18 protein-coding genes are annotated in these 19,101 nt (G+C 63.3%); 13 read left to right on the top strand and 5 right to left on the bottom strand.

Annotated elements, in window-relative coordinates; all coding sequences use genetic code 11:
• Positions 1 to 7 precede the first annotated feature (7 nt).
• The 3 genes from RFM98_RS09505 to RFM98_RS09495 all read left to right on the top strand — a co-directional run bounded on the left by RFM98_RS09505 (position 8) and on the right by RFM98_RS09495 (position 3,914).
• Positions 8 to 2,227, top strand: a complete 2,220-nt coding sequence (locus tag RFM98_RS09505; protein WP_320308631.1) for a 3-hydroxyacyl-CoA dehydrogenase NAD-binding domain-containing protein — start codon at positions 8 to 10, stop codon at positions 2,225 to 2,227.
• Positions 2,228 to 2,404: 177 nt separating this feature from the next.
• Positions 2,405 to 3,046, top strand: a complete 642-nt coding sequence (locus tag RFM98_RS09500) for a S24 family peptidase (RefSeq protein WP_320216631.1) — start codon at positions 2,405 to 2,407, stop codon at positions 3,044 to 3,046.
• Positions 3,047 to 3,056: 10 nt separating this feature from the next.
• Positions 3,057 to 3,914: a thermonuclease family protein gene (locus RFM98_RS09495; protein WP_320308630.1), complete on the top strand. Its 858-nt coding sequence runs from the start codon at positions 3,057 to 3,059 to the stop codon at positions 3,912 to 3,914.
• On the opposite strand, the gene RFM98_RS09490 is transcribed toward RFM98_RS09495, so the two are convergent.
• The gene (locus RFM98_RS09490) at positions 3,877 to 5,526 is read right to left on the bottom strand and encodes a lysine--tRNA ligase (RefSeq protein WP_320308629.1); all 1,650 of its coding nucleotides are present in this window, start codon (positions 5,524 to 5,526) and stop codon (positions 3,877 to 3,879) included. The two genes, RFM98_RS09495 and RFM98_RS09490, sit on opposite strands and share 38 nt — an antisense overlap.
• 154 nt (positions 5,527 to 5,680) lie before the next feature.
• Between RFM98_RS09490 and RFM98_RS09485 the strand changes: the two genes are divergently transcribed.
• Positions 5,681 to 6,094 (top strand): tellurite resistance TerB family protein, encoded by a 414-nt coding sequence (locus RFM98_RS09485; protein ID WP_320308628.1) that lies wholly within the window; start codon positions 5,681 to 5,683, stop codon positions 6,092 to 6,094.
• 56 nt (positions 6,095 to 6,150) lie between these two features.
• On the opposite strand, the gene RFM98_RS09480 is transcribed toward RFM98_RS09485, so the two are convergent.
• Positions 6,151 to 6,972 (bottom strand): ABC transporter substrate-binding protein, encoded by an 822-nt coding sequence (locus tag RFM98_RS09480; RefSeq protein ID WP_320308627.1) that lies wholly within the window; start codon positions 6,970 to 6,972, stop codon positions 6,151 to 6,153.
• A 282-nt stretch (positions 6,973 to 7,254) separates the two neighbouring features.
• On the opposite strand from RFM98_RS09480, the gene RFM98_RS09475 reads away from it, so the two are divergent.
• From RFM98_RS09475 to RFM98_RS09465, 3 genes are all read left to right on the top strand, one after another.
• The gene (locus tag RFM98_RS09475) at positions 7,255 to 7,986 is read left to right on the top strand and encodes a LuxR family transcriptional regulator (protein WP_320308626.1); all 732 of its coding nucleotides are present in this window, start codon (positions 7,255 to 7,257) and stop codon (positions 7,984 to 7,986) included.
• 268 nt (positions 7,987 to 8,254) lie between these two features.
• Positions 8,255 to 8,893 (top strand): acyl-homoserine-lactone synthase, encoded by a 639-nt coding sequence (locus RFM98_RS09470; protein ID WP_320308625.1) that lies wholly within the window; start codon positions 8,255 to 8,257, stop codon positions 8,891 to 8,893.
• An 11-nt stretch (positions 8,894 to 8,904) separates the two neighbouring features.
• The gene (locus RFM98_RS09465) at positions 8,905 to 9,654 is read left to right on the top strand and encodes an enoyl-CoA hydratase-related protein (RefSeq protein ID WP_320308624.1); all 750 of its coding nucleotides are present in this window, start codon (positions 8,905 to 8,907) and stop codon (positions 9,652 to 9,654) included.
• 152 nt (positions 9,655 to 9,806) lie between these two features.
• On the opposite strand, the gene ppk2 is transcribed toward RFM98_RS09465, so the two are convergent.
• On the bottom strand, positions 9,807 to 10,712 hold the full coding sequence (gene ppk2 / locus RFM98_RS09460; RefSeq protein WP_320308623.1) for a polyphosphate kinase 2: 906 nt from the start codon (positions 10,710 to 10,712) through the stop codon (positions 9,807 to 9,809).
• 220 nt (positions 10,713 to 10,932) lie between these two features.
• Here ppk2 and RFM98_RS09455 point away from each other — a divergent pair, with 220 nt between their 5' ends.
• From RFM98_RS09455 to RFM98_RS09445, 3 genes are all read left to right on the top strand, one after another.
• A complete protein-coding gene (locus RFM98_RS09455; RefSeq protein WP_320308622.1) occupies positions 10,933 to 12,198 on the top strand; it encodes an ATP-binding protein in 1,266 nt (421 codons plus the stop codon).
• A 108-nt stretch (positions 12,199 to 12,306) separates the two neighbouring features.
• Positions 12,307 to 13,029 (top strand): phosphate signaling complex protein PhoU, encoded by a 723-nt coding sequence (phoU, locus tag RFM98_RS09450; RefSeq protein ID WP_320308621.1) that lies wholly within the window; start codon positions 12,307 to 12,309, stop codon positions 13,027 to 13,029.
• 67 nt (positions 13,030 to 13,096) lie between these two features.
• The gene (locus RFM98_RS09445) at positions 13,097 to 14,101 is read left to right on the top strand and encodes a magnesium and cobalt transport protein CorA (protein WP_320308620.1); all 1,005 of its coding nucleotides are present in this window, start codon (positions 13,097 to 13,099) and stop codon (positions 14,099 to 14,101) included.
• A gap of 134 nt (positions 14,102 to 14,235) precedes the next feature.
• Here RFM98_RS09445 and RFM98_RS09440 read toward each other — a convergent pair whose 3' ends face one another.
• Entirely contained in the window at positions 14,236 to 14,754 is a 519-nt protein-coding gene (locus RFM98_RS09440; protein WP_320308619.1) for a GcrA family cell cycle regulator, read from the bottom strand.
• Between the two features lie 357 nt (positions 14,755 to 15,111).
• Between RFM98_RS09440 and RFM98_RS09435 the strand changes: the two genes are divergently transcribed.
• From RFM98_RS09435 to RFM98_RS09425, 3 genes are all read left to right on the top strand, one after another.
• A complete protein-coding gene (locus tag RFM98_RS09435) occupies positions 15,112 to 16,311 on the top strand; it encodes an aspartate aminotransferase family protein (RefSeq protein WP_320308618.1) in 1,200 nt (399 codons plus the stop codon).
• Positions 16,312 to 16,328: 17 nt separating this feature from the next.
• Positions 16,329 to 17,240 (top strand): ornithine carbamoyltransferase, encoded by a 912-nt coding sequence (argF, locus tag RFM98_RS09430; RefSeq protein ID WP_320308617.1) that lies wholly within the window; start codon positions 16,329 to 16,331, stop codon positions 17,238 to 17,240.
• Between the two features lie 111 nt (positions 17,241 to 17,351).
• Positions 17,352 to 18,380 carry an Hsp33 family molecular chaperone gene (locus tag RFM98_RS09425; protein WP_320308616.1) on the top strand — a complete coding sequence of 343 codons (1,029 nt, stop codon included), beginning with the start codon at positions 17,352 to 17,354 and terminating at the stop codon, positions 18,378 to 18,380.
• Positions 18,381 to 18,580: 200 nt separating this feature from the next.
• On the opposite strand, the gene apaG is transcribed toward RFM98_RS09425, so the two are convergent.
• Positions 18,581 to 18,973, bottom strand: a complete 393-nt coding sequence (apaG, locus tag RFM98_RS09420; protein ID WP_320308615.1) for a Co2+/Mg2+ efflux facilitator ApaG/CorD — start codon at positions 18,971 to 18,973, stop codon at positions 18,581 to 18,583.
• Between the last annotated feature and the right edge of the window lie 128 nt (positions 18,974 to 19,101).

Below are 19,101 nucleotides of genomic sequence, written 5' to 3'. Positions count from 1 at the left end.
AGAAGAAATGAGCTACACCAATTTCACCCTCGATATCGACGCCGACGGCATTGCGCTGGTCACCTGGGACATGCCGGACCGCTCGATGAACGTGTTCACCGAGGAGGTGATGCGCGAGTTGAACGCCATCGTCGATCACGTGGCCGGCGATGCCGCCATCAAGGGCGCGGTCATCACCTCCGGCAAGGACAGTTTCTCCGGTGGCGCCGACATCACCATGCTGCAGAAGATGCTGGCCACCTTTGCCCTCGACAAGGAGAATGACCTCGAAAAGGCGACCAAGGCGCTGTTCGACAATGCCGGCTACATGACCGGCCTGTTCCGCAAGATCGAGACTTGCGGCAAGCCGTTTGTGTCGGCGATCAACGGCACCTGCATGGGTGGCGCCTTCGAGATGTCGCTCGCCTGCCACGGCCGTGTCGCCGCCGATTCCGACAAGGTGAAGATGGCGCTGCCCGAAGTGAAGATCGGCATCTTCCCCGGCGCCGGCGGCACCCAGCGCGTGCCGCGGCTGACCGACCAGCAGCAGGCGCTGCAGATGCTGACCACCGGACAGAACCTGACGCCGCAGAAGGCGAAGTCGATGGGCCTGATTCACGAGATCGCCGAGCCTTCGAAACTCGTCGAGACCGCGAAGGCGATGATCAGGAACGGCCTGAAGCCGGTGGCGCCCTGGGACGAGAAGGGTTTCAAGCTGCCGGGCGGGCCGATCTATTCGGCGGCAGGCGCCAATCTCTGGCCGCCGGCGATCGCCATCCTGCGCCGCGAAACCTACGGCAATTATCCGGCCGCAGCCGCGATCCTGAAATGCGTCTATGAGGGCCTGCTGGTGCCCTTCGATACGGCGCTCAGGATCGAGCAGCGCTATTTCACCGAGATCATGCAGTCGAAGGAAGCGGCGGCGATGATCCGCTCGCTGTTCCTGTCGCTGCAGGAGCTGAACAAGGGCGCACGCCGGCCGGCCGGCGTGCCGGACACCAAGTTCAAGAAGATCGGCATCCTCGGCGCCGGCTTCATGGGCGCCGGCATCGCCTTTGTGACCGCTCGTGCGGGCATTCCGGTGGTGCTGCTCGACCGTGATCTGCCGTCGGCCGAGAAGGGCAAGGCGCATTCCGACAGCCTGATGGCCGATCAGGTCAAGAAGGGCCGCGCCAAACCGGAAGACAAGGACAAGCTTCTGTCGCTGATCACGCCGACGGCGGACTATGCCGACCTTGCCGGCTGCGATCTCGTCGTCGAGGCGGTTTTCGAGGATTCAGGCGTCAAGAAGGAGGCCACCGAGAAGGCGGAGGCGGTGCTGAAGTCGTCGGCGATCTTCGCTTCCAACACCTCGACGATTCCCATCACGGCTTTGGGGAAGAACTCGGCGCGGCCGAAAAACTTCATCGGCATCCACTTCTTCTCGCCGGTCGACAAGATGATGCTGGTGGAGATCATCCTCGGCAAGAAGACGGGCGACAAGGCTTTGGCCGTCGCGTTCGACTTCGTGCGCGCCATCAAGAAGACGCCGATCGTCGTCAACGACACGCGCGGCTTCTACGTCAACCGTTGCGTGCTCCGCTACATGTCGGAAGCCTACAAGATGCTGATCGAGGGCGTCCCGGCACCGATGATCGAGAATGCCGCCAAGGCTGCCGGCATGCCGGTCGGCCCGCTGGCGCTGACCGACGAGACCGCCGTCGACCTTGCCCAGAAGATCATGAAGCAGACCATCAGGGATCTCGGCGACAAGGCTGTCGACCCCAAGCAGATGGCGCTGATCAACACCATGGTCGACACGCATGGCCGCTTCGGCCGCAAGAACGGCAAGGGTTTCTACGACTATCCGGCCAAGCCGGCGAAAAAGAAGCTGTGGCCAGGGCTGAAGGATCTCTATCCGCAGCTGAAGCCTGAGAAGGTCGACTATGAGGAGCTGAAGGAGCGCTTGCTGGTCACCATCGCGCTGGAAGCGGCGCGGGTGATGGAAGAGGGCATCGTCACCGATCCGCGCGAAGCCGATGTCGGCTCGATCCTCGCCTTCGGCTTCGCGCCTTTCACGGGCGGCGCGCTGTCCTATATCGACGGCATCGGGGCCAAGCGTTTCGTCAAGATCGCCAAGAGCCTGCAGAAAAAGTATGGAGCCGAGTTCAAGGCGCCGAAGCTTTTGCTCGACATGGCGGAGAAGGGCGAGACCTTCTACCAGCGTTTCGACCCCTACCAGAAGGGCGAGGTCAAGCAGGCGGCCTGACGAACGAACCCGACCATGTATGTCTGGGGGCGCGTGGCCGGCATCGGATAGGCACCGCGTCGGAACGAGAAGGTCACGAGGCATTCTTAACGGTCCGCCGGCTGCGCCGGTGGACAAGCGCGTGACTGCGCGCTAGACAGGGTCGAGGCATTTTTTCCTGTTTGAAGGAGAGCGCGCGTGCTCTCACACGACCGCGTTTGGGCCGCAATCGACGCACTCGCCGAGCGCTATTCGCTGTCGGCTTCCGGCCTCGCCCGGCGCGCGGGTCTCGATTCGACGGCCTTCAACAAATCAAAGCGCCTGTCGTCCGACGGCCGGCCGCGCTGGCCGTCGACCGAATCGCTGGCCAAGATCATCGAGGCCACCGGCGCTTCGCTCGAGGAATTCACCGGACTGGTCGAAGGGCGCGGCGTCGTCTCCATAACCCAACAGCGCAGCGCCGTTCCTTTGCTTGGCTTCGCCCAGGCCGGTGCAGGCGGCTTCTTCGACGATGCCGGCTATCCGGCGGGGCAGGGCTGGGATCTGGTCGAGCTTCCTGCGCGGGCGACCGAGACGTCCTACGCGCTGCAGGTGCAAGGCGATTCCATGCTGCCGCTCTACCGCAATGGCGACGTGCTGATCGTCGAACCGGGCGCGCCGACGCGCAAGGGCGACCGTGTCGTCGTAAAGACCACCGCCGGCGAGGTGATGGCCAAGGTGCTCGACCGGCAAACCGTGAAGTCGATCGTGCTGGTTTCGCTCAACCCCGCCCACCCGGACCGGGACATCCCGGCGCGCGATATCGAATGGGTGGCGCGCATCGTCTGGGCGAGCCAGTAGGTCCGGGCTGGTGCGGCTCCTTCAAACAGCCCTGGCGGTTCTGGCAATTCCGGTCATGGCGGCGCTCGTCATTGCCGGCGGCCACGCGGTCAAAGGCCATGAGAGCGTGATCGCCGTGGATCAGATCGATCCGGCCGCGATCTCCGATCCGGGAACCGACACGCCGGCGCAAGAGCCGGCGACCTCGGCCATTCCCGCGCCCGCCGCTCCGCAGCCACCTGTTCATTCAAGGGCCATCGATCCCGAAGTGGTGGCGCCGCCTGCCCTCTCGGATAACGAGCTCGAACGGGTGGAACCGCGCGCGCCGCTCAGCGATCTGGCGCTGGCCGGGCCGCCCAAGCCGCCCAAAACGAAGATGCCAGGCGACTGGAACGGCACCAAACTCTTCCAGCCGGTCGCCACGGCCGCCGGGCTGATCGAGGCAAAGGGCTTCGCGGTGGCTGTGTCCGGCGTGGACGTCGTCAAAGAGGACGAAACCTGCAGCGACGAGGGCAAGAGCTGGGCCTGCGGCGCGCGTGCCAGGACGGCCTTCCGCGCCTTCCTGCGCGGCCGGGCGGTCGCCTGCACGGTGCCGCCGGAAGGCGGCCGCGACAGCATTTCCGCCGAATGCCATATCGGCAATCAGGACATCGGCCAGTGGCTGGTGGAGAACGGCTGGGCGCGCGCCGCGCTGGGCGGCCCCTATGTCGAGGCGCAGAACAAGGCCCGCACGGCAAGGAAGGGTATTTTCGGACCGGCGCCGAAGCTCGACGGCCTGCCGTGGCTGCCGGCTGCGTCAGGGCCGGCGCCGGTGGCGCCGGATTCGATCCTGCCGGAGGAAGGCGGCGCCCTTACGCCGCCAGCTGACCAGCCAGCGCCCGCTCAATGAGCGCGCGCGTCTCGGCAATGCCGTAAAGTGCTGCGAACGAGCCGAAGCGCGGCCCGCGTTCCTGGCCGATCAGCACCTGGTAGATCATCTGGAAGAAGGCGACCGATACGCCGGGCCCGCCTTCCGGGCTCTGCTTGGAATGGTCCTGGTAGCGCTCGATGCGGCGCGCGACATTGAGCGCCGCGTTCTGGATCGCCTCGCTGTCGGCGCCCTGCGGCAGCGCGCCAAGCGCCTCGGAAAGCTTGGCCAGCGCCTCGCGCTCCACCTCGTCGGCGGCGCGGTAGACCTTGGTCGGCTTCACGAAGTCGTCGAAATAGCGGATCGCGTAGCCGGTCAACCGGTCGAGCTCCGGATGCGTCTTCGGCGTCACGCCCGGCGCATGCCGCGAGATGAAGCCCCACAGCACCGCCTTGTCATGCGCGTTGGAGGCGCTCACCAGGTTGAGCAGCAGCGCGAACGGCACCGGCAGGTCGATGGCCGGCGGGTTGCCGTCATGCATGTGCCAGACCGGATTGCCGAGCCGCTCCTTCCAGTCCTGGCGCCGATAGGCGCCAAGGAAAGCGTAATACTCGTCCACCGCCTTCGGGATGACGTCGAAATAGAGCTTCTTCGCCTGCCGCGGCCGCTGGTACATATAAAGGCCGAGGCTCTCCGTCGGCGCGTAGGTCAGCCATTGGTCGATGGTCAGCCCATTGCCCTTCGACTTGGAGATCTTCTGGCCTTCCTCGTCGAGGAACAGTTCGTAGACGAAATGCTCCGGCGCGCGACCGCCGAGGATGTTGCAGATGCGGTCGTAGATCGCGGCATTGGTCTGGTGGTCCTTGCCGAACATCTCGAAATCGACGCCGAGCGCTGCCCAGCGCATGCCGAAATCCGGCTTCCACTGCAGCTTCACATGACCGCCGGTGACCGGCAGCGTCGTCTCGGTGCCTTCGTCGTCGAAGGTGATGGTGCCGGCCTTGGCGTCGACATGCTTCATCGGCACGTAGAGCACGCGGCCACTCTTCGGCGAGATCGGCAGGAACGGACTGTAGGTCGCCTGGCGCTCCGGCCCGAGCGTCGGCAGCATCACCGCCATGATCTCGTCGTAGCGCTCGGCGGCGCGCAGCAGTATCTCGTCGAAGCGGCCGGCCTTGTAGTATTGGGTCGCGCTGGCGAATTCGTAGTCGAAGCCGAACGTATCGAGGAAGCGGCACAGCATCGCGTTGTTGTGGTCTGCGAAGCTCGCATAGTCGCCGCCGAACGGATTGGGCACCGAGGTCAGCGGCATATGCAGATAGGGCTCGAGCGCGGCACGGTCCGGCACATTCTCCGGGATCTTGCGCATGCCGTCCATATCGTCGGAGAAGCACAGAAGCTTGGTCTTGACCTTGTTCCCTGTCAGAACCCGAAAGGCATGCCGCACCATGGTCGTGCGCGCCACCTCGCCGAAGGTGCCGATATGCGGCAGCCCCGACGGACCGTAGCCGGTCTCGAACAGGACGGTTTCGGGAAAGTCCTTGCCTTTGTAGCGGGCGATGATCTTCTTGGCTTCCTCGAACGGCCAGGCTTTGCTTTCGGCGGCCGCGGCAAGCATCTCGGGAGTGAGATCGATGGTGTTTGATCCCGTCATGTCAAAGTTCCAGTGATGGCCGTCTTCGCGGCGGTAAGTTTTTTCAACCGGTCTCTAGGCGCGACAGGCCGGAGCGTCAACGATTTGCGGCGGTTTTCCTTGCTGCGGCATGATGGCGTCCCTACCTTCGAACCTCATCATCAAGGAGTTTTGGATGCCTTTGCTGAACCCGCATGAAGCCCTGATCCACCTGATGGTCATCACATCGGCCTCCGATCGCGACATGACCGATGTCGAGCTGGCGCGGATCGGCGACGTCGTCCGCTCCTGGCCGGTGTTCGTCGATTTCAACCAGGACAGGCTGGTTGCGGTGGCCCAAGCCTGCCAGAAGGCACTGCATGAGAAGGACGGGCTGGAAGGCGTGCTGGCGCGCGTTGCCGAAGCGCTGCCGGAGCGGCTGCGCGACACCGCTTACGCCGCTGCTTTCGAGGTCGCCGCCGTCGATCTCGAAATGCGCATGGAGGAGGTTCGCGTGCTGCAGCTCATCCGCCTCAAGCTCGATCTCGACACGCTGACGGTGGCCGCCATCGCGCGTGCGGCCAAGGCGCGCCTGCGCACGCTGACGTGAAGCGATGCCAGGAAAAGTGCGCAACGATTTTCCGCCCGGAATTGCGTAGATAACGGCTAGAAAAAGCTCACAGGAAAATAGCGCAGATAGAACTCGGCGAACGTGCCCTTGATCGAGATTTCCTGGAGCGCGTAGTCGAAGGCCGCCGCCAGCGCGGGGTCGCCCGCCCTGGTGGCGATCGCCATGCCCGAGCCCAGATATTCCGGCGCCAGATACGGACCGCCGGCGAAGCGGCAGCAGCCGGCGGCATCGGAACCGCCCAGCCAGAAGGCGAAGCGCATGCCGTCGCCGAATGCGGCATCGATCTTGCCGGCCTTGAGGTCGGCATAAAGCTCCTCGGGCTTGTCGAAGGTCACGACCTGCACGGTGTTGAAGTAATCGCGCAGCATTTTCTCATGCGCCGAGCCGGCAACGACGCCGACCCGCTTGCTGCGCAGCTTGTCGAGGATCGGCTCGGCGAAGGCATTCGCCTTCTGCATGATGAAGCGCGCCGGGAACTGCATATAGGAGCGCGAGAAAGCGTATTTCTCCCGGCTGTCCGGCGTCGCGGCGATGCCGGCAATGATCGCCTCGCCTTCGCCTTTCTGGAGAGCATCCTCCAGCTCGTTCCACGGCAGGGCCTGGACCTGGCATTTCGCGACGACGCCCAATTCGGCGCAGATCGCCCGCGCCAGATCGATGTGGAAGCCCGACAGCCGGCCAGAGCCATCGAGGAAGTTGAAGGGCGGAAAATCGGTGGTGGTAAGGAACCTGAGTCGCGGCAGCGCGGAGAGGTCGGGCTTCGGCAGCCGCTCCTTGGCGTCCCACAGCACCGGCACTTGCGGCTCCGCCGCCTGAGTCGCGCCGGCAAACGGCAACACACCGATCAGCACGGACATCAGGGCCGGAAGTATCCACCGCAATTTCACGATATGGCTCCGCACCGTCCCCGCTCGGAGGCTTTTCGTATGAAAATGATGCAGGCACAACGGTTTTTGATTTCAAGCGGTCAAATTAGGCGTATGGTTTAGCAGGTTTGCAAGTCACCTCGCGGCGCCGGAAAGGCGGAAGTTACCGGCATTCGCAAAGGTCTTTCCAATCCGGGGGTTGATGGCGAAGGACGGTTCAGGCATCTATCGTCGGTAAAGAAAAAACAGAAGCAACATGGGGTAGATGTTGCGATGAGTATGTTCGACAGAACTCTGGAATACATCGACCAGCTGCAGAATGCTGGCACCGCGGCAGCGGTTTGCGAGCGCCTGCTGGGCGTCACCTCGAATTTCGGCCTGACTGCCCTGATGGCCGGAACCGTGCCGCAGCCCGGCACGCCACGCGGCCGGCAGAAACAGCACGTTCTGCTTTGCGATTGGCCCGGTGATTGGCTGGAGCGCTATGTGGCGCGCAACTATGTCGACCATGATCCGGTCGTTAGCCACATGAAGCAGCTGCAGGCGCCGTTCCAGTGGCGAGAAGCCTCTCGCAGCATCGCCATCGACAAGAGCAGCGACGAAGTCATGGGCGACGCGCGCGAGTTCAAGCTGCGCGACGGCCTCGCGTTTCCGCTGGTCACGCTCGACGGCCAGATCGTCATGGTCTCGCTGGGCGGCGAGTCCGTCGAACTGTCGGATGCGGAATTCGGAATGGTCTCGCTGGCGTCGACCTACGCGATCGGCCGCGCCATGCAACTGCACACCAAGGCCGACAGCATCATCGATCACATAGAATTGACGCCGCGCGAGCGCGAATGCCTGCAATGGGCCGCCGTCGGCAAGTCCGAGTGGGAAATCTCCCAGATTCTCGGCATCTCGGAGCACACCTCCGAGAAACATCTTCTCAACGCCAAAAGCAAACTTGGTGCCGCCAATCGCGTGCAGGCAGTCGCCGAGGCAATTAGGCGCGGCTATATTAGCTAGGACGTGCCGGCCTGGAATTCCTGCTTACGCGGTCACGTGATATTTTCAGAAAAGCGCAGCCGAATCTCCCTCTTGGGAGAGGGCTAATGATTTCTTAACGCCAAAAGCAAACTAGGCTCCACTACCGTGTGCAGACAGTCGCGGAGGCGATTAGGCGTGGCTATATTAGCCAGGTCGGCCGTGCTGGCCTAGAATTCTTGCCTACGCGATCGCGTAATATTTTCGGGAAAGCCCGGCCGTATCTTCCTCTAAGCCCAGGAGACGGCTAATGCTTTTTTCCCTTACAACCCAAGAATTGATGGAACGTCCCGACCTTTGGGAGGCCGTCCATCGCCTGCGCTACAGGATCTTCGTCGAGGAGATGGGGTGGGCCGATCTCGATCGTTCGGACCAGCTCGAGATCGACCAGTTCGACCATGACGAGGCCGAACATCACCTTGTCATCCGCAACGGTGAACTGGCTGGTTACCAGCGCATGCTGCCGACCACTCGGCCGCATCTTCTGACCGACGTGCTGTCGGATCTCTGCGAGGGGCCGTCCCCCTCGGGACCGAACGTCTGGGAGTTGACCCGCTACGCGGTGGCTCCGGGTTTTCGCGACGGCAAGCGCGGCGTCTCGACGGTCGGCACCGAGCTGATCGCCGGCTTCGTCGAATGGGGCCTCAAGCGCAACGTCAACCAGGTCATCATCGAGTTCGAGCCGATGTGGGTGCTGCGCGCGCTGCAGCTGCACTTCCTGGCAACGCCGCTCGGCTATCAGCGCACCTATGGCAACCAGCAGGTCGTGGCGACGCTGCTCACCTTCACCGAGCATACGCTCGATATCGTGCGAGCGCGCCGCAACCACTTCCTGCCGGTGCTGAACCGGGGTTATCCGGGTCTGCTCGGCCTGAAGCAGGCTTCGTGATGGAGGCGGTCATGAGTTTCCATCCCGAACCGGAACTGCGCGGCCATACGCTGGTCGTCACGGTGTCCTCGCATGACGGCCGGCCGGTGCTCGACAGGCACGCATATGCGAGCCTAGCCAGGACCTTCCACGAGGCCGCCGTCAATGACGAGGTCCGTGTCGTGATGCTGCGTGGCCTTGCCGGCTGTTTCTGCCTTGGCGGCGACTTCTCGGAATTCCTCGACGCCACCAAGCACCAGCAGCTGATCGCCGCCGTCACCGACATGTTCCGCATGTTGGCGACGTTCCCCAAGCCGGTCCTTGCCTGTGTCGACGGCGACGCCGTCGGCGTCGGCTGCACCATCCTGTTCCATTGCGACATGGTGATCGCTTCCAGGGGCAGCACCTTCAGGGTGCCGTTCGTCGATTTCGGCCTGGTGCCGGATGCGGCGACCAGCATCCTGGCGCCCCAGAAGCTCGGCTATGCCGGTGCATTCCGCTTCTTCTGCCTGGGTGACACGCTCGGCGTCGAAGACGCCAAGGCGCTCGGCCTCGTCGGTGAGATCGTGACGCAAGGCAGCGCCGAGGAAGCAACGCTGGCGAGGGCGAAACAGCTCGCCAAGAAGCCGGTGGCGGCGTTGCTGCAGACGCGGAGCCTGCTCAAGGGCGATACGGACGTGTTGTGCGACCGTATCGACCACGAGATCACGCTGTTCCAGCAGGCGCTTCAGGATGATACCACGCTGAAGCGGCTGCAGCGGATCGCTCGCCTGGCCGCCTGATCGGCCGGCATGAAAGTCTCAGCGCCGCGCGAGCTGAAAGGCGCGCGGCGCTGTAATCCGTAATCTTTGCTTGATGTATGTCGTCTTCCCAAAAACCGCCGCGCACCCTCGGGTCGGGTCGAGTCCGAGGGCATGCTTTTGAGAGACGTGCATCAGTCCTTCAGAAACGACGGCCCTTCGCCGATGATCTTCTTGTCGGGCTTGCCGATGGCATCGAGGTCGCGGCCGTCATAGGGCAGCGACAGAAGGATACGCTGGATCACCGCAAGCCGGGCGCGGCGCTTGTCGTTGGCGCGCACGACGATCCAGGGCGAGAACTCCTTGTGCGTGCGCTCGATCATCTGGTCGCGCGCCTTGGTGTAGTCGTCCCATTTGCTGACGCCGGCGATATCGATCGGCGAGAACTTCCAGTTCTTGAGCGGCGACCAGCGGCGGTCGTGAAACCGTTCGAGCTGCGTCTCGCGGCCGATGTCCAGCCAGAATTTGAAGAAATGGATGCCCTCATTGGCGATCATCCGCTCGAAATGCGGCGTCTCGTCGAGGAATTTCTCGTGCTGCTCGGGCGTGCAGAACCCCATGACCGGCTCGACACCGGCGCGGTTGTACCAGGAGCGGTCGAAGGTGATGAATTCGCCCGACGTCGGGAAATGGTCGACATAGCGCTGGTAGTACCATTGCCCCGTCTCGGTCGGCGTCGGCTTGGTCAGCGCCACGTTGCGCGCCGTGCGCGGGTTCATATATTGCCGCAGCACGAAGATCGTGCCGCCCTTGCCGGCGGCGTCGCGACCCTCGAACAAAGCCATCACCCGCTTGCTGGTCGCCAGCAGCCAGGCCTGGGCCTTGACCAGTTCGATCTGCAGCCGCTCGAGCTCCTTTTCGTAGTCCTCGCCTTTCATCTTCTTGTCGTAAGGATAGCCGCCGGCGGTCAGCTTGTTCTCCTCGATCCAGTCCGGAAGCGTCGGATTGTCTATATCGAACTCGCGCTCCTTGCCGCCGACCTTGATCTTGATCGGTCCCGTGGCCGGCACCGCTTCAGCCGTTTCCTTGGCGTTTTTCATCCAGACGAACCTTTCCAGTTTGCGGACTCATGCTATGGAGCCTGTGCGGCGTGGCGCCCATCCGGGCGCGAAGACGCTGTAGCATTTTGATTTTGCGCATGAACCTTCGCGAAAATCGATCCTGATTTTCAGGGCCTCATGCGCCAGGCCAGTCCAGCGAGCCGCTGACCAGTCCAGCGAGCCGCGGACCGGTCGACGGGATGCGGGGTAGCGCGGGCCTATGGCAGAGACGAGCGCGGAGCAAGAGAGCACGGGGCAAGCCTTGGCGGCGCGGCTTTGGCGCAACCGCTGGCTGCTTGCCGCGGGCGTTGTCGCGGTCTTTGCCGTCTATTATTTCGCCGGCGTCTCCGGCTATGCGCTGCTGCTGGCCTTGGCTCTGCTAGCGGCCGCGGCAATGCTGCCCGTCGACGCCGAGCGCCAGTCGACCGATGCCGCGGCCGCGATCGAAGCCAGCGGGCTGCAGCGGCTTTCCGGCGAGTATCTGGCGGCCGCTGTCGCCGATCCGCTGATCATCTTCGACCATTCCGCCGCCATGGTTCATGCCAATGCGGCCGCGTTCGCGGCCTTTGGCGGGCTGGCGCCCGGCATGTCGCTGGCGCTGAAGTTTCGCGCGCCGGAAATGCAGGCGCTGCTGGACAGCATTCTGTCGGGGGAGGTCGCCTCGGACGCGGTCGACTACACCGAAAAGCTGCCGGTGGAGCGGACATACCGGGTTAGCGCGTCGACGGTCGGCCATGCCACCGGCCTCTATGTGCTGGTGTTCAAGGATCAGAGCGAAACGCGCCGCATCGATCGCATGCGGGCCGACTTTATCGCCAATGCCAGCCATGAGCTGCGCACGCCGCTCGCCTCGATCTCCGGCTTCATCGAGACGCTGCGCGGGCCGGCTCGCAATGATCCGGCGGCGCGTGACCAGTTCCTCCAGATCATGCAGAACCAGACCGGCCGCATGGCCCGCCTGATCGACGATCTGCTTTCGCTGTCGCGGCTGGAGATGAAACCCTATCTGAAGCCGGGCACAGAGGTCGATCTTCGCCAGACGATCGACAGCGTCATCGATTCGCTCGGGCCGCTGGCCGCGGAGAACGGCATCGTCGTCGAGCGGGAGTTCGCCAATGGGCGGCTTGTCGTTCCCGGCGACCGCGACGAACTGTTCCAGGTTTTCGAGAATCTCCTGGAGAATGCCTGCAAATACGGCCAGTCAGGCGGGCACGTCACCGTATCGGTCGCCGCCGGCGAGGATGCCCAGCAGGCGGGCTTCGACGTCACGATCAGGGACTATGGTCCCGGCATTGCCGAAGAGCACATCCCGCGCATCACCGAGCGATTCTACCGCGTCGATGTCGAAAACAGTCGCACGCAGAAAGGCACCGGCCTTGGCCTTTCGATCGTGAAACATATATTGACTCGTCATAACGCAAGACTGTCCATCAAGTCGGAAGTCGGCAAGGGTGCGGCGTTCACGGTTCATTTGCCGGCTCGCTGATCGTGTACCGGTTGCTAACCGAGATTTTCTTCTTTCTGTCATGCGGTTCGCGTATCAGCGACAGATTGAGGGAACGCACCAGCCGGCACAAACCGGGAAGGCATGTTCATGCAGTCCGTCCATATCGCCAGTGCCTATGACGAAGAACTGAACTTCCTGTCGAAGCGCATCGCCGCGATGGGCGGCCACGCCGAGCGCATGGTCGAACAGGCGATCGCGGCGCTGGTCAATGCCGATCTGGGCCTCGCCCAGAAAGTCATCCAGGATGATCTGGTCCTCGATGAAGGACAGCGCGAGATCGACGACAAGGCCATCATCATCATCGCCAGGCGCCAGCCGATGGCAACGGATCTGCGCGAGATCGTCGGCGCCATCCGCATCTCGGCCGACATCGAGCGCGTCGGCGACCTCGGCAAGAACGTCGCCAAGCGCGTTGCCTCGGTCGACGGCCGCCAGCCGAACAGTCTTTTCCGCGGCCTGGAGGCCCTTGCCAACCTGGCGCTGACGCAGCTCAAGGAAGTGCTCGACGTCTACGCCTCGCGCTCGGTCGAGAGGATCGGCTTGGTGCGCGACCGCGACGACCAGATCGACGCCATGTACACCTCGCTGTTCCGCGAGCTTTTGACCTACATGATGGAAGATCCGCGCAACATCACGCCCTGCACGCATCTTCTGTTCTGCGCCAAGAATATCGAGCGCATCGGCGACCATGCGACCAACATCGCCGAGACCATCTACTACATCGTCACCGGCGACCAGATGCCCGCCGATCGGCCGAAGGGTGACAAGACTGACCAGGTCGTGCTTCCGGGCATGGTACCGGCTAAGTGAATTCAGGCCCCTCGAACGATTTTCTAAATTAGGCTAAGCTCCTCCAGGCGCAGCGCGGGAGGTCGCGATGGAACAAGTTCGAAACCTGACCCCGGCCACAACGTCGGGCATCATTGCATCCAGCGTCTATTCGGGCGGCAAGCGCATCGCCGACATCGCGATTGAACAGGCCGGCGAATGGGCGGCAAAGCCCGGCCATGTCGTCTGGATCGGCCTGCTCGAGCCCGATCGCAACCTTCTGCTCAGGGTGCAGGCGCAATTCCACCTGCATGACCTGGCGATCGAGGATGCCGAGCATCCGCATGCGCGCCCGAAGATCGAGCAATATGGCGACGCCCTGTTCATCGTCGCCCGCACCGCGCAATTGATCGACGGCCGCGTTACTTTCGGCGAGACGCATCTGTTCGTCGGCACCGGCTACATTGTCAGCGTCCGGCACGGCCCGTCGACCTCCTACGCCGCCGTGCGCCAGCATTGGGAAACCTGCCCGCATTCGCTCGCCAAAGGCGAGGACTTCGTCCTCTACGCCATCCTCGATTTCATCGTCGACAATTACATGCCGGTGCTGGAACAGATCGAGGACGAGGTCGAGGCGATCGAGGACAAGGTGCTTTTGAAGCCGATGACCGGTTCCGATATCGAGCGGCTTTACATGTTGCGCCGCGATCTGCTGCGGCTGCGCAACGCAGCCCTGCCGCTGGTAGAGGTCTGCCGTCGGTTGACCAGCGCCGACCTGCCGCAGGTCCATGCCGCCATGCATCCGCTGTTTCGCGACGTGACTGACCACATCCGCACCGTGCAGGAAAAGATCGACTCCCTGCGCGAGGTTCTGGCCTTCGCTTTCGAAGCCAGCCTTCTTGTCGGACAGAGCCAGGAAACCGCGATCTCCAAGAAGCTCGCCTCATGGGCCGCCATTCTGGCGGTACCCACTGCCTTCGCCGGTATCTACGGCATGAATTTCACCGACATGCCTGAATTGAAGATGGAATATGGCTATCCCATCATTCTGACGGCGATGGCCATGATCTGCTCATTCCTTTACTGGCGGTTCAAGAAGAATGGATGGCTGTGAAAAAAGCGAATAGCGAGTAGCCAAATAGGGACAAACGAAGCTTGCGCCGTACTCGGATGCCAGCACCGTTCTATTCGCTATTCGCTATTCGCTATTCGCTATTCGCTATTCGCTATTCGCTATTCGCTATTCGCTCAGCGCGCCCGCCGCCGTTCCGCCGCCGGCTGGAACGCGACACGGGAATGATACTTGCAGTACGGTCCCGTTTCGGCGGCGTCGTTGCCGCAGAAGCTGAAATCTTCCGACAGCGGATCGCCGTTCGGCCATTTGCAGGTGCGTTCGTTGAGCTCGACGAGCTGCAGGTGCCGCGAGATCGGCACCACGACGTTCTCGACCGGACGGATGTAATGACGCGCCACTGGCTCAGCGTCGAATTGTATCTGCAGCGCCGTTGCGCCGACGGAAGCCGTCACATGGCGCGAGGTGCTGGCGGCGCGAGCCACCGATTTCTGCATCGAGGCGCCTTGCGCCACCTTCTTCTGGCGTGCCGGGGCGGCCGTCGCGCGGCCGCGGCCCGACAGCTTCAGGCGATGCACCTTGCCGATGACGGCGTTGCGGCTCACTCCGCCAAGCTGTGCGGCAATCTGGCTGGCGCTCAGACCCTCCGACCACAATTTCCTGAGAAGTTCTACCCGCTCGTCAGTCCAGTTCATGAGACCGCGCTCCTGCTGAAGCGTGCGGCAGCCAGAATCCTTTCCCGAGCCGGCTCTCGCCGGGCAAACGACACCACATGTACCGGGTGATCTAGGTCCGCCGCACGAAATATAGTTATTTCTCGACTACAAATACCTTATGCGCTGACTCGGTGACAAGAGTCCCAAAGGCAACACCGATTCGGTTTTTACGGTTTTCCCCAACTTGCGGCCTTATCACGTGCCGGCGTGGCGTCAGGGGCTTGCCACGCGCTTCTGCGTGACGTTTTCGTTGACTTCATGGCCGAAAAACATGATAAGCCGCAAAGGCCGCCGCATTGGCGGCTTTTTTGATTTCCGGTTCCGGAGACGCATATAATGAGCGGTTCGGCGCTTTACGAGACCTTTGCTCGCGCACCCCTGGCTTTCGACCGTGGGGAGGGGACCTGGCTGGTCACCGACAAGGGTGAGCGATATCTCGACTTCGCCGGCGGCATCGCGGTGAATTCGCTGGGCCACAGCCATCCGCATCTCGTCGCGGCGCTCACCGAGCAGGCCGCCAAGCTCTGGCACGTCTCCAACCTCTATGAGATCCCGGAGCAGCGCCGGCTGGGCGAGCGGCTGGCCGATGCGACCTTTGCCGACAAGGTGTTCTTCACCAATTCGGGCGCCGAGGCGCTGGAATGCGCCATCAAGACGGCCAGGCGCTATCAGTTCGTCAAGGGCCATCCCGAGCGTTTCCGCATCATCACCTTCGAGGGCGCCTTCCACGGCCGAACACTGGCGACGATCGCCGCCGGCGGCCAGTACAAATATCTCGAAGGCTTCGGCCCGAAGGTCGAGGGCTTCGACCAGGTGGCTTTCGACGACATCGACGCGGCTGAAAAGGCGATCACGCCGGAGACCGCGGCGATCCTGATCGAGCCGGTGCAAGGCGAGGGCGGCATACGCCCGGTGCCGACGCAATCGCTGAAGCGGCTGCGGCAACTCTGCGACAAGCATGGCCTGCTTTTGATATTCGACGAAGTCCAGTGCGGCATCGGCCGCACCGGCAAGCTGTTCGCGCATGAATGGACAGGCGTCACGCCCGATCTGATGGCGATCGCCAAGGGCATCGGCGGCGGCTTTCCGATGGGCGCCTGCCTTGCCACCGACGAGGCGGCGACCGGCATGACGGCCGGCGTGCACGGCACGACCTTCGGCGGCAATCCGCTGGCGATGGCAGTCGGCAATGCCGTGCTCGACGTTGTTCTGGCCGACGGCTTCCTGGAGGACGTGCAGCGCAAGGCGCTGCTGCTGAAACAGGGCCTTGCGGCAGTCGCCGACGAGTTTCCCGATGTTATCGAAGGCATCAGGGGAACCGGCCTTATGCTGGGCCTGAAATGCGCCATGCCCAACACCAAGGTGAACATGGCGCTGCGCGACCAGCACCTGCTTGCCGTGCCGGCGGGCGACAATGTCATCCGCCTCCTGCCGCCGCTCACCGTCACCGACGACGAGATCGGCGAGGCGCTGAAGCGAATCCGTGGCGGCGCCAAGGGCCTGACCGACGCGATAGCGGCCGAAGCCGCGAAATAATTTCTGGAAACCTGCCGATGAGTGTTCGCCACTTCACCGATCTATCCGCCGTTTCGGCGGGCGACCTGCGCATCATGCTGGACGACGCGGTGGCGCGAAAGACCAGGCTCAAGGCCGGGGAGCGTTCAAAGCCGCTCGATGGCAAGGTACTGGCCATGATCTTCGACAAGCCGTCGACGCGCACGCGCGTGTCCTTCGATGTCGGCATGCGCCAGCTCGGCGGCGAGACCATCATGCTGACCGGCACCGAGATGCAGCTCGGCCGCTCGGAGACCATCGCCGACACCGCCAAGGTGCTGTCGCGCTATGTCGACGCCATCATGATCCGCACCACCTCGCATGACCGGCTGCTGGAACTCACCGAGAACGCCACCGTTCCGGTCATCAACGGGCTGACCGACGACACGCATCCCTGCCAGCTCATGGCCGACGTCATGACCTATGAGGAGCATCGCGGTCCGGTGGCCGGCAAGACCTTCGCCTGGACCGGCGACGGCAACAATGTGCTGCATTCGCTGCTGGAAGCCTCGGCACGGTTCCGTTTCAACTTGAATGTCGCGGTGCCGGAAGGCAGCGAACCTTTCGAGAAATATGTCGATTGGTCGAAGGCCAATGGCGGCAAGGTTCGCTTTTCGCGCTCGGCCGAAGAAGCCGTCGACCAGGCCGACTGCGTCATCACCGACAGCTGGGTCTCGATGGGTCAGGAACACCGCGCCCGAGGCCACAACGTCTTCCTGCCCTATCAGGTCAACGCGGAGCTGATGGCCAAGGCCAAGTCCGACGCTTTGTTCATGCACTGCCTGCCGGCGCATCGCGGCGAGGAGGTCACCGACGAGGTCATCGACGGGCCGAATTCGGTGGTCTTCGACGAGGCCGAAAACCGACTGCACGCCCAGAAGGCGGTGCTGGCCTGGTGCCTGGGCGCTTGATCCGACGCGGCCGGTACGGGGATGTCGACTTGATCCGGGGATATGTGATGCCTATTTGGGGGCCATCACGTAAATTGAACGCGCTTCGACGCATGCGGCTCACCGGGCGGCATGGCTGCGCCCCGGAGTATTGTCATGTTGGAAACCCAGACTTTGGCTGAGCATAAACCCCAACTCGGTGAATTCGGCTTCGCCGGCGACGATCATGTCGTGCCTTACGAGGTCGCGCCGCTCGATGTGCGCGGCCGCACCGTGCAGCTCGGGCCGATGCTCGACGCTATTTTGAGCCGCCACGATTATCCCGAGCCGGTCGCCCGCCTGCTGGCGGAAGCCTGCGTGCTCACCGTGCTCCTCGGCACCTCGCTGAAGTTCGAAGGCAAATTCATCCTGCAGACCCGCACCGACGGGCCGGTCGACATGCTGGTGGCTGATTTCACCACGCCGCATGCGTTGCGCGCCTATGCGCGCTTTGATGCCGACCGGCTGCAGGCCCTGATCGCCGCCGGCGAGACCTCGCAGCAGACGTTGCTTGGCAACGGCGTGCTGGCTTTAACCATCGACCAGGGCGCGCATACGCAGCGCTATCAGGGCATCGTCCAGCTCGACGGTACCTCGCTTGAGGACGCCGCGCGCACCTATTTCCGCCAGTCGGAGCAGATCCCGACCGAAATCAGGATGTCGGTCGCCAAGCTGGTCACGCCCGGCCCGGCCGGCGCGCGCGAACAGTGGCGCGCCGGCGGCATCCTGGCGCAGTTCCTGCCGCAGTCGCCGGAGCGCATGCGCATTCCCGATATTTCGGGCGGCGACGGCGATCACCGCGAGGTGGCGGACCATCCGGCCGACAATTCCTGGCAGGAATTGCTGGCGCTGCTCGGCACGATCGAGCCGACAGAGCTGATCGATCCGACCGTGGGCGCCGAGCGGCTGCTCTACCGGCTGTTCCACGAACATGGCGTGCGCGTTTTCCGCGGCGTTCCGGTCGCCGACCAGTGCTCCTGCTCGCGCGACAAGATCCGCGGCATCCTCGAAGGCTTCTCGGCTGAGGAGATCAAGGACTCGACCGAAGACGGCGGCATCCATGTCGCCTGCGAGTTCTGCTCGACGCAATACGACTTCGACCCGGCTGAGTTCGTGAAGTAAGCCTCTTCCTTCTCCCCGTTTCACGGGGAGAAGGTGCCCGAAGGGCGGATGAGGGGCAGCGCGAACGTTGGTGAAGATGGCGTCCGCCATGCGTGGCCTTCCTCTGCCTCAAGGAAAATCCCAGAGGCTTGGCGCCGCCCCTCATTGCCCTGCCGGGCATTTCTCCCCGTAAACGGGGAGAAAGAGGCTGTCGCCGACGTCTAATTCACCGTCCGCCTGGTCCCCGGCATATCGAGCGAGAAGGCGGGAATGGCGATATCGAACGTCTCTCCGCGGCCGTTTCGCATCGTATAGTGGCCGACCATGATGCCCGACGGCGTCGAGAGCGGGCAGCCTGAGGTGTACTGATAGCTGTCGCCGGGGTTGAGTTCCGGCAGGTCGCCGACGACGCCGGCGCCGCGCACCTCCTCGACACGGCCTCGGCCGTCGGTGATGTGCCAATAGCGCGACAAAAGCTGCACGAACTCGTCGGAGCGGTTGTCGATCGTCACCTGATAGCCCCAGACATAGCGGTTCTCGGACGGATCGGATCGGTCCTCCAGGTAGAAGGGCCTGACCAGCACTTCGATGTTGCGCGTCACTGCGCGATACATGGGCTACTCCGGTTGCCGCCACAGGGGAATGTCTGCAGCACTTCGCTGTTATCACGCGAGGCCGCTGGCCGTCCTGCCGGCCTTTAAGCGCAAGTGCCGAAAAACAATGTCATTTAAGTGACACATGA

It is taken from the genome of Mesorhizobium australafricanum (genome assembly GCF_033977265.1).
GTDB lineage: Bacteria > Pseudomonadota > Alphaproteobacteria > Rhizobiales > Rhizobiaceae > Mesorhizobium > Mesorhizobium australafricanum.
Note: the sequence above shows the minus strand (reverse complement) of the source record. Positions and strands in the feature narration are given on the sequence as shown.

Bases quoted from the DNA above. Each gene is read 5' to 3' on its own strand.
- RFM98_RS09465 (WP_320308624.1), top strand. From the start codon at position 8,905: ATGAGTTTCCATCCCGAACCGGAACTGCGCGGCCATACGCTGGTCGTC.
- RFM98_RS09425 (WP_320308616.1), top strand. From the start codon at position 17,352: ATGGCTGCGCCCCGGAGTATTGTCATGTTGGAAACCCAGACTTTGGCT.
- apaG (WP_320308615.1), bottom strand. From the start codon at position 18,973: ATGTATCGCGCAGTGACGCGCAACATCGAAGTGCTGGTCAGGCCCTTC.
- phoU (WP_320308621.1), top strand. From the start codon at position 12,307: ATGCAGTCCGTCCATATCGCCAGTGCCTATGACGAAGAACTGAACTTC.
- RFM98_RS09475 (WP_320308626.1), top strand. From the start codon at position 7,255: ATGAGTATGTTCGACAGAACTCTGGAATACATCGACCAGCTGCAGAAT.
- RFM98_RS09480 (WP_320308627.1), bottom strand. From the start codon at position 6,972: ATGTCCGTGCTGATCGGTGTGTTGCCGTTTGCCGGCGCGACTCAGGCG.
- RFM98_RS09505 (WP_320308631.1), top strand. From the start codon at position 8: ATGAGCTACACCAATTTCACCCTCGATATCGACGCCGACGGCATTGCG.
- RFM98_RS09470 (WP_320308625.1), top strand. From the start codon at position 8,255: ATGCTTTTTTCCCTTACAACCCAAGAATTGATGGAACGTCCCGACCTT.
- RFM98_RS09455 (WP_320308622.1), top strand. From the start codon at position 10,933: ATGGCAGAGACGAGCGCGGAGCAAGAGAGCACGGGGCAAGCCTTGGCG.
- argF (WP_320308617.1), top strand. From the start codon at position 16,329: ATGAGTGTTCGCCACTTCACCGATCTATCCGCCGTTTCGGCGGGCGAC.
- RFM98_RS09490 (WP_320308629.1), bottom strand. From the start codon at position 5,526: ATGACGGGATCAAACACCATCGATCTCACTCCCGAGATGCTTGCCGCG.
- RFM98_RS09440 (WP_320308619.1), bottom strand. From the start codon at position 14,754: ATGAACTGGACTGACGAGCGGGTAGAACTTCTCAGGAAATTGTGGTCG.
- RFM98_RS09485 (WP_320308628.1), top strand. From the start codon at position 5,681: ATGCCTTTGCTGAACCCGCATGAAGCCCTGATCCACCTGATGGTCATC.
- RFM98_RS09445 (WP_320308620.1), top strand. From the start codon at position 13,097: ATGGAACAAGTTCGAAACCTGACCCCGGCCACAACGTCGGGCATCATT.
- ppk2 (WP_320308623.1), bottom strand. From the start codon at position 10,712: ATGAAAAACGCCAAGGAAACGGCTGAAGCGGTGCCGGCCACGGGACCG.
- RFM98_RS09435 (WP_320308618.1), top strand. From the start codon at position 15,112: ATGAGCGGTTCGGCGCTTTACGAGACCTTTGCTCGCGCACCCCTGGCT.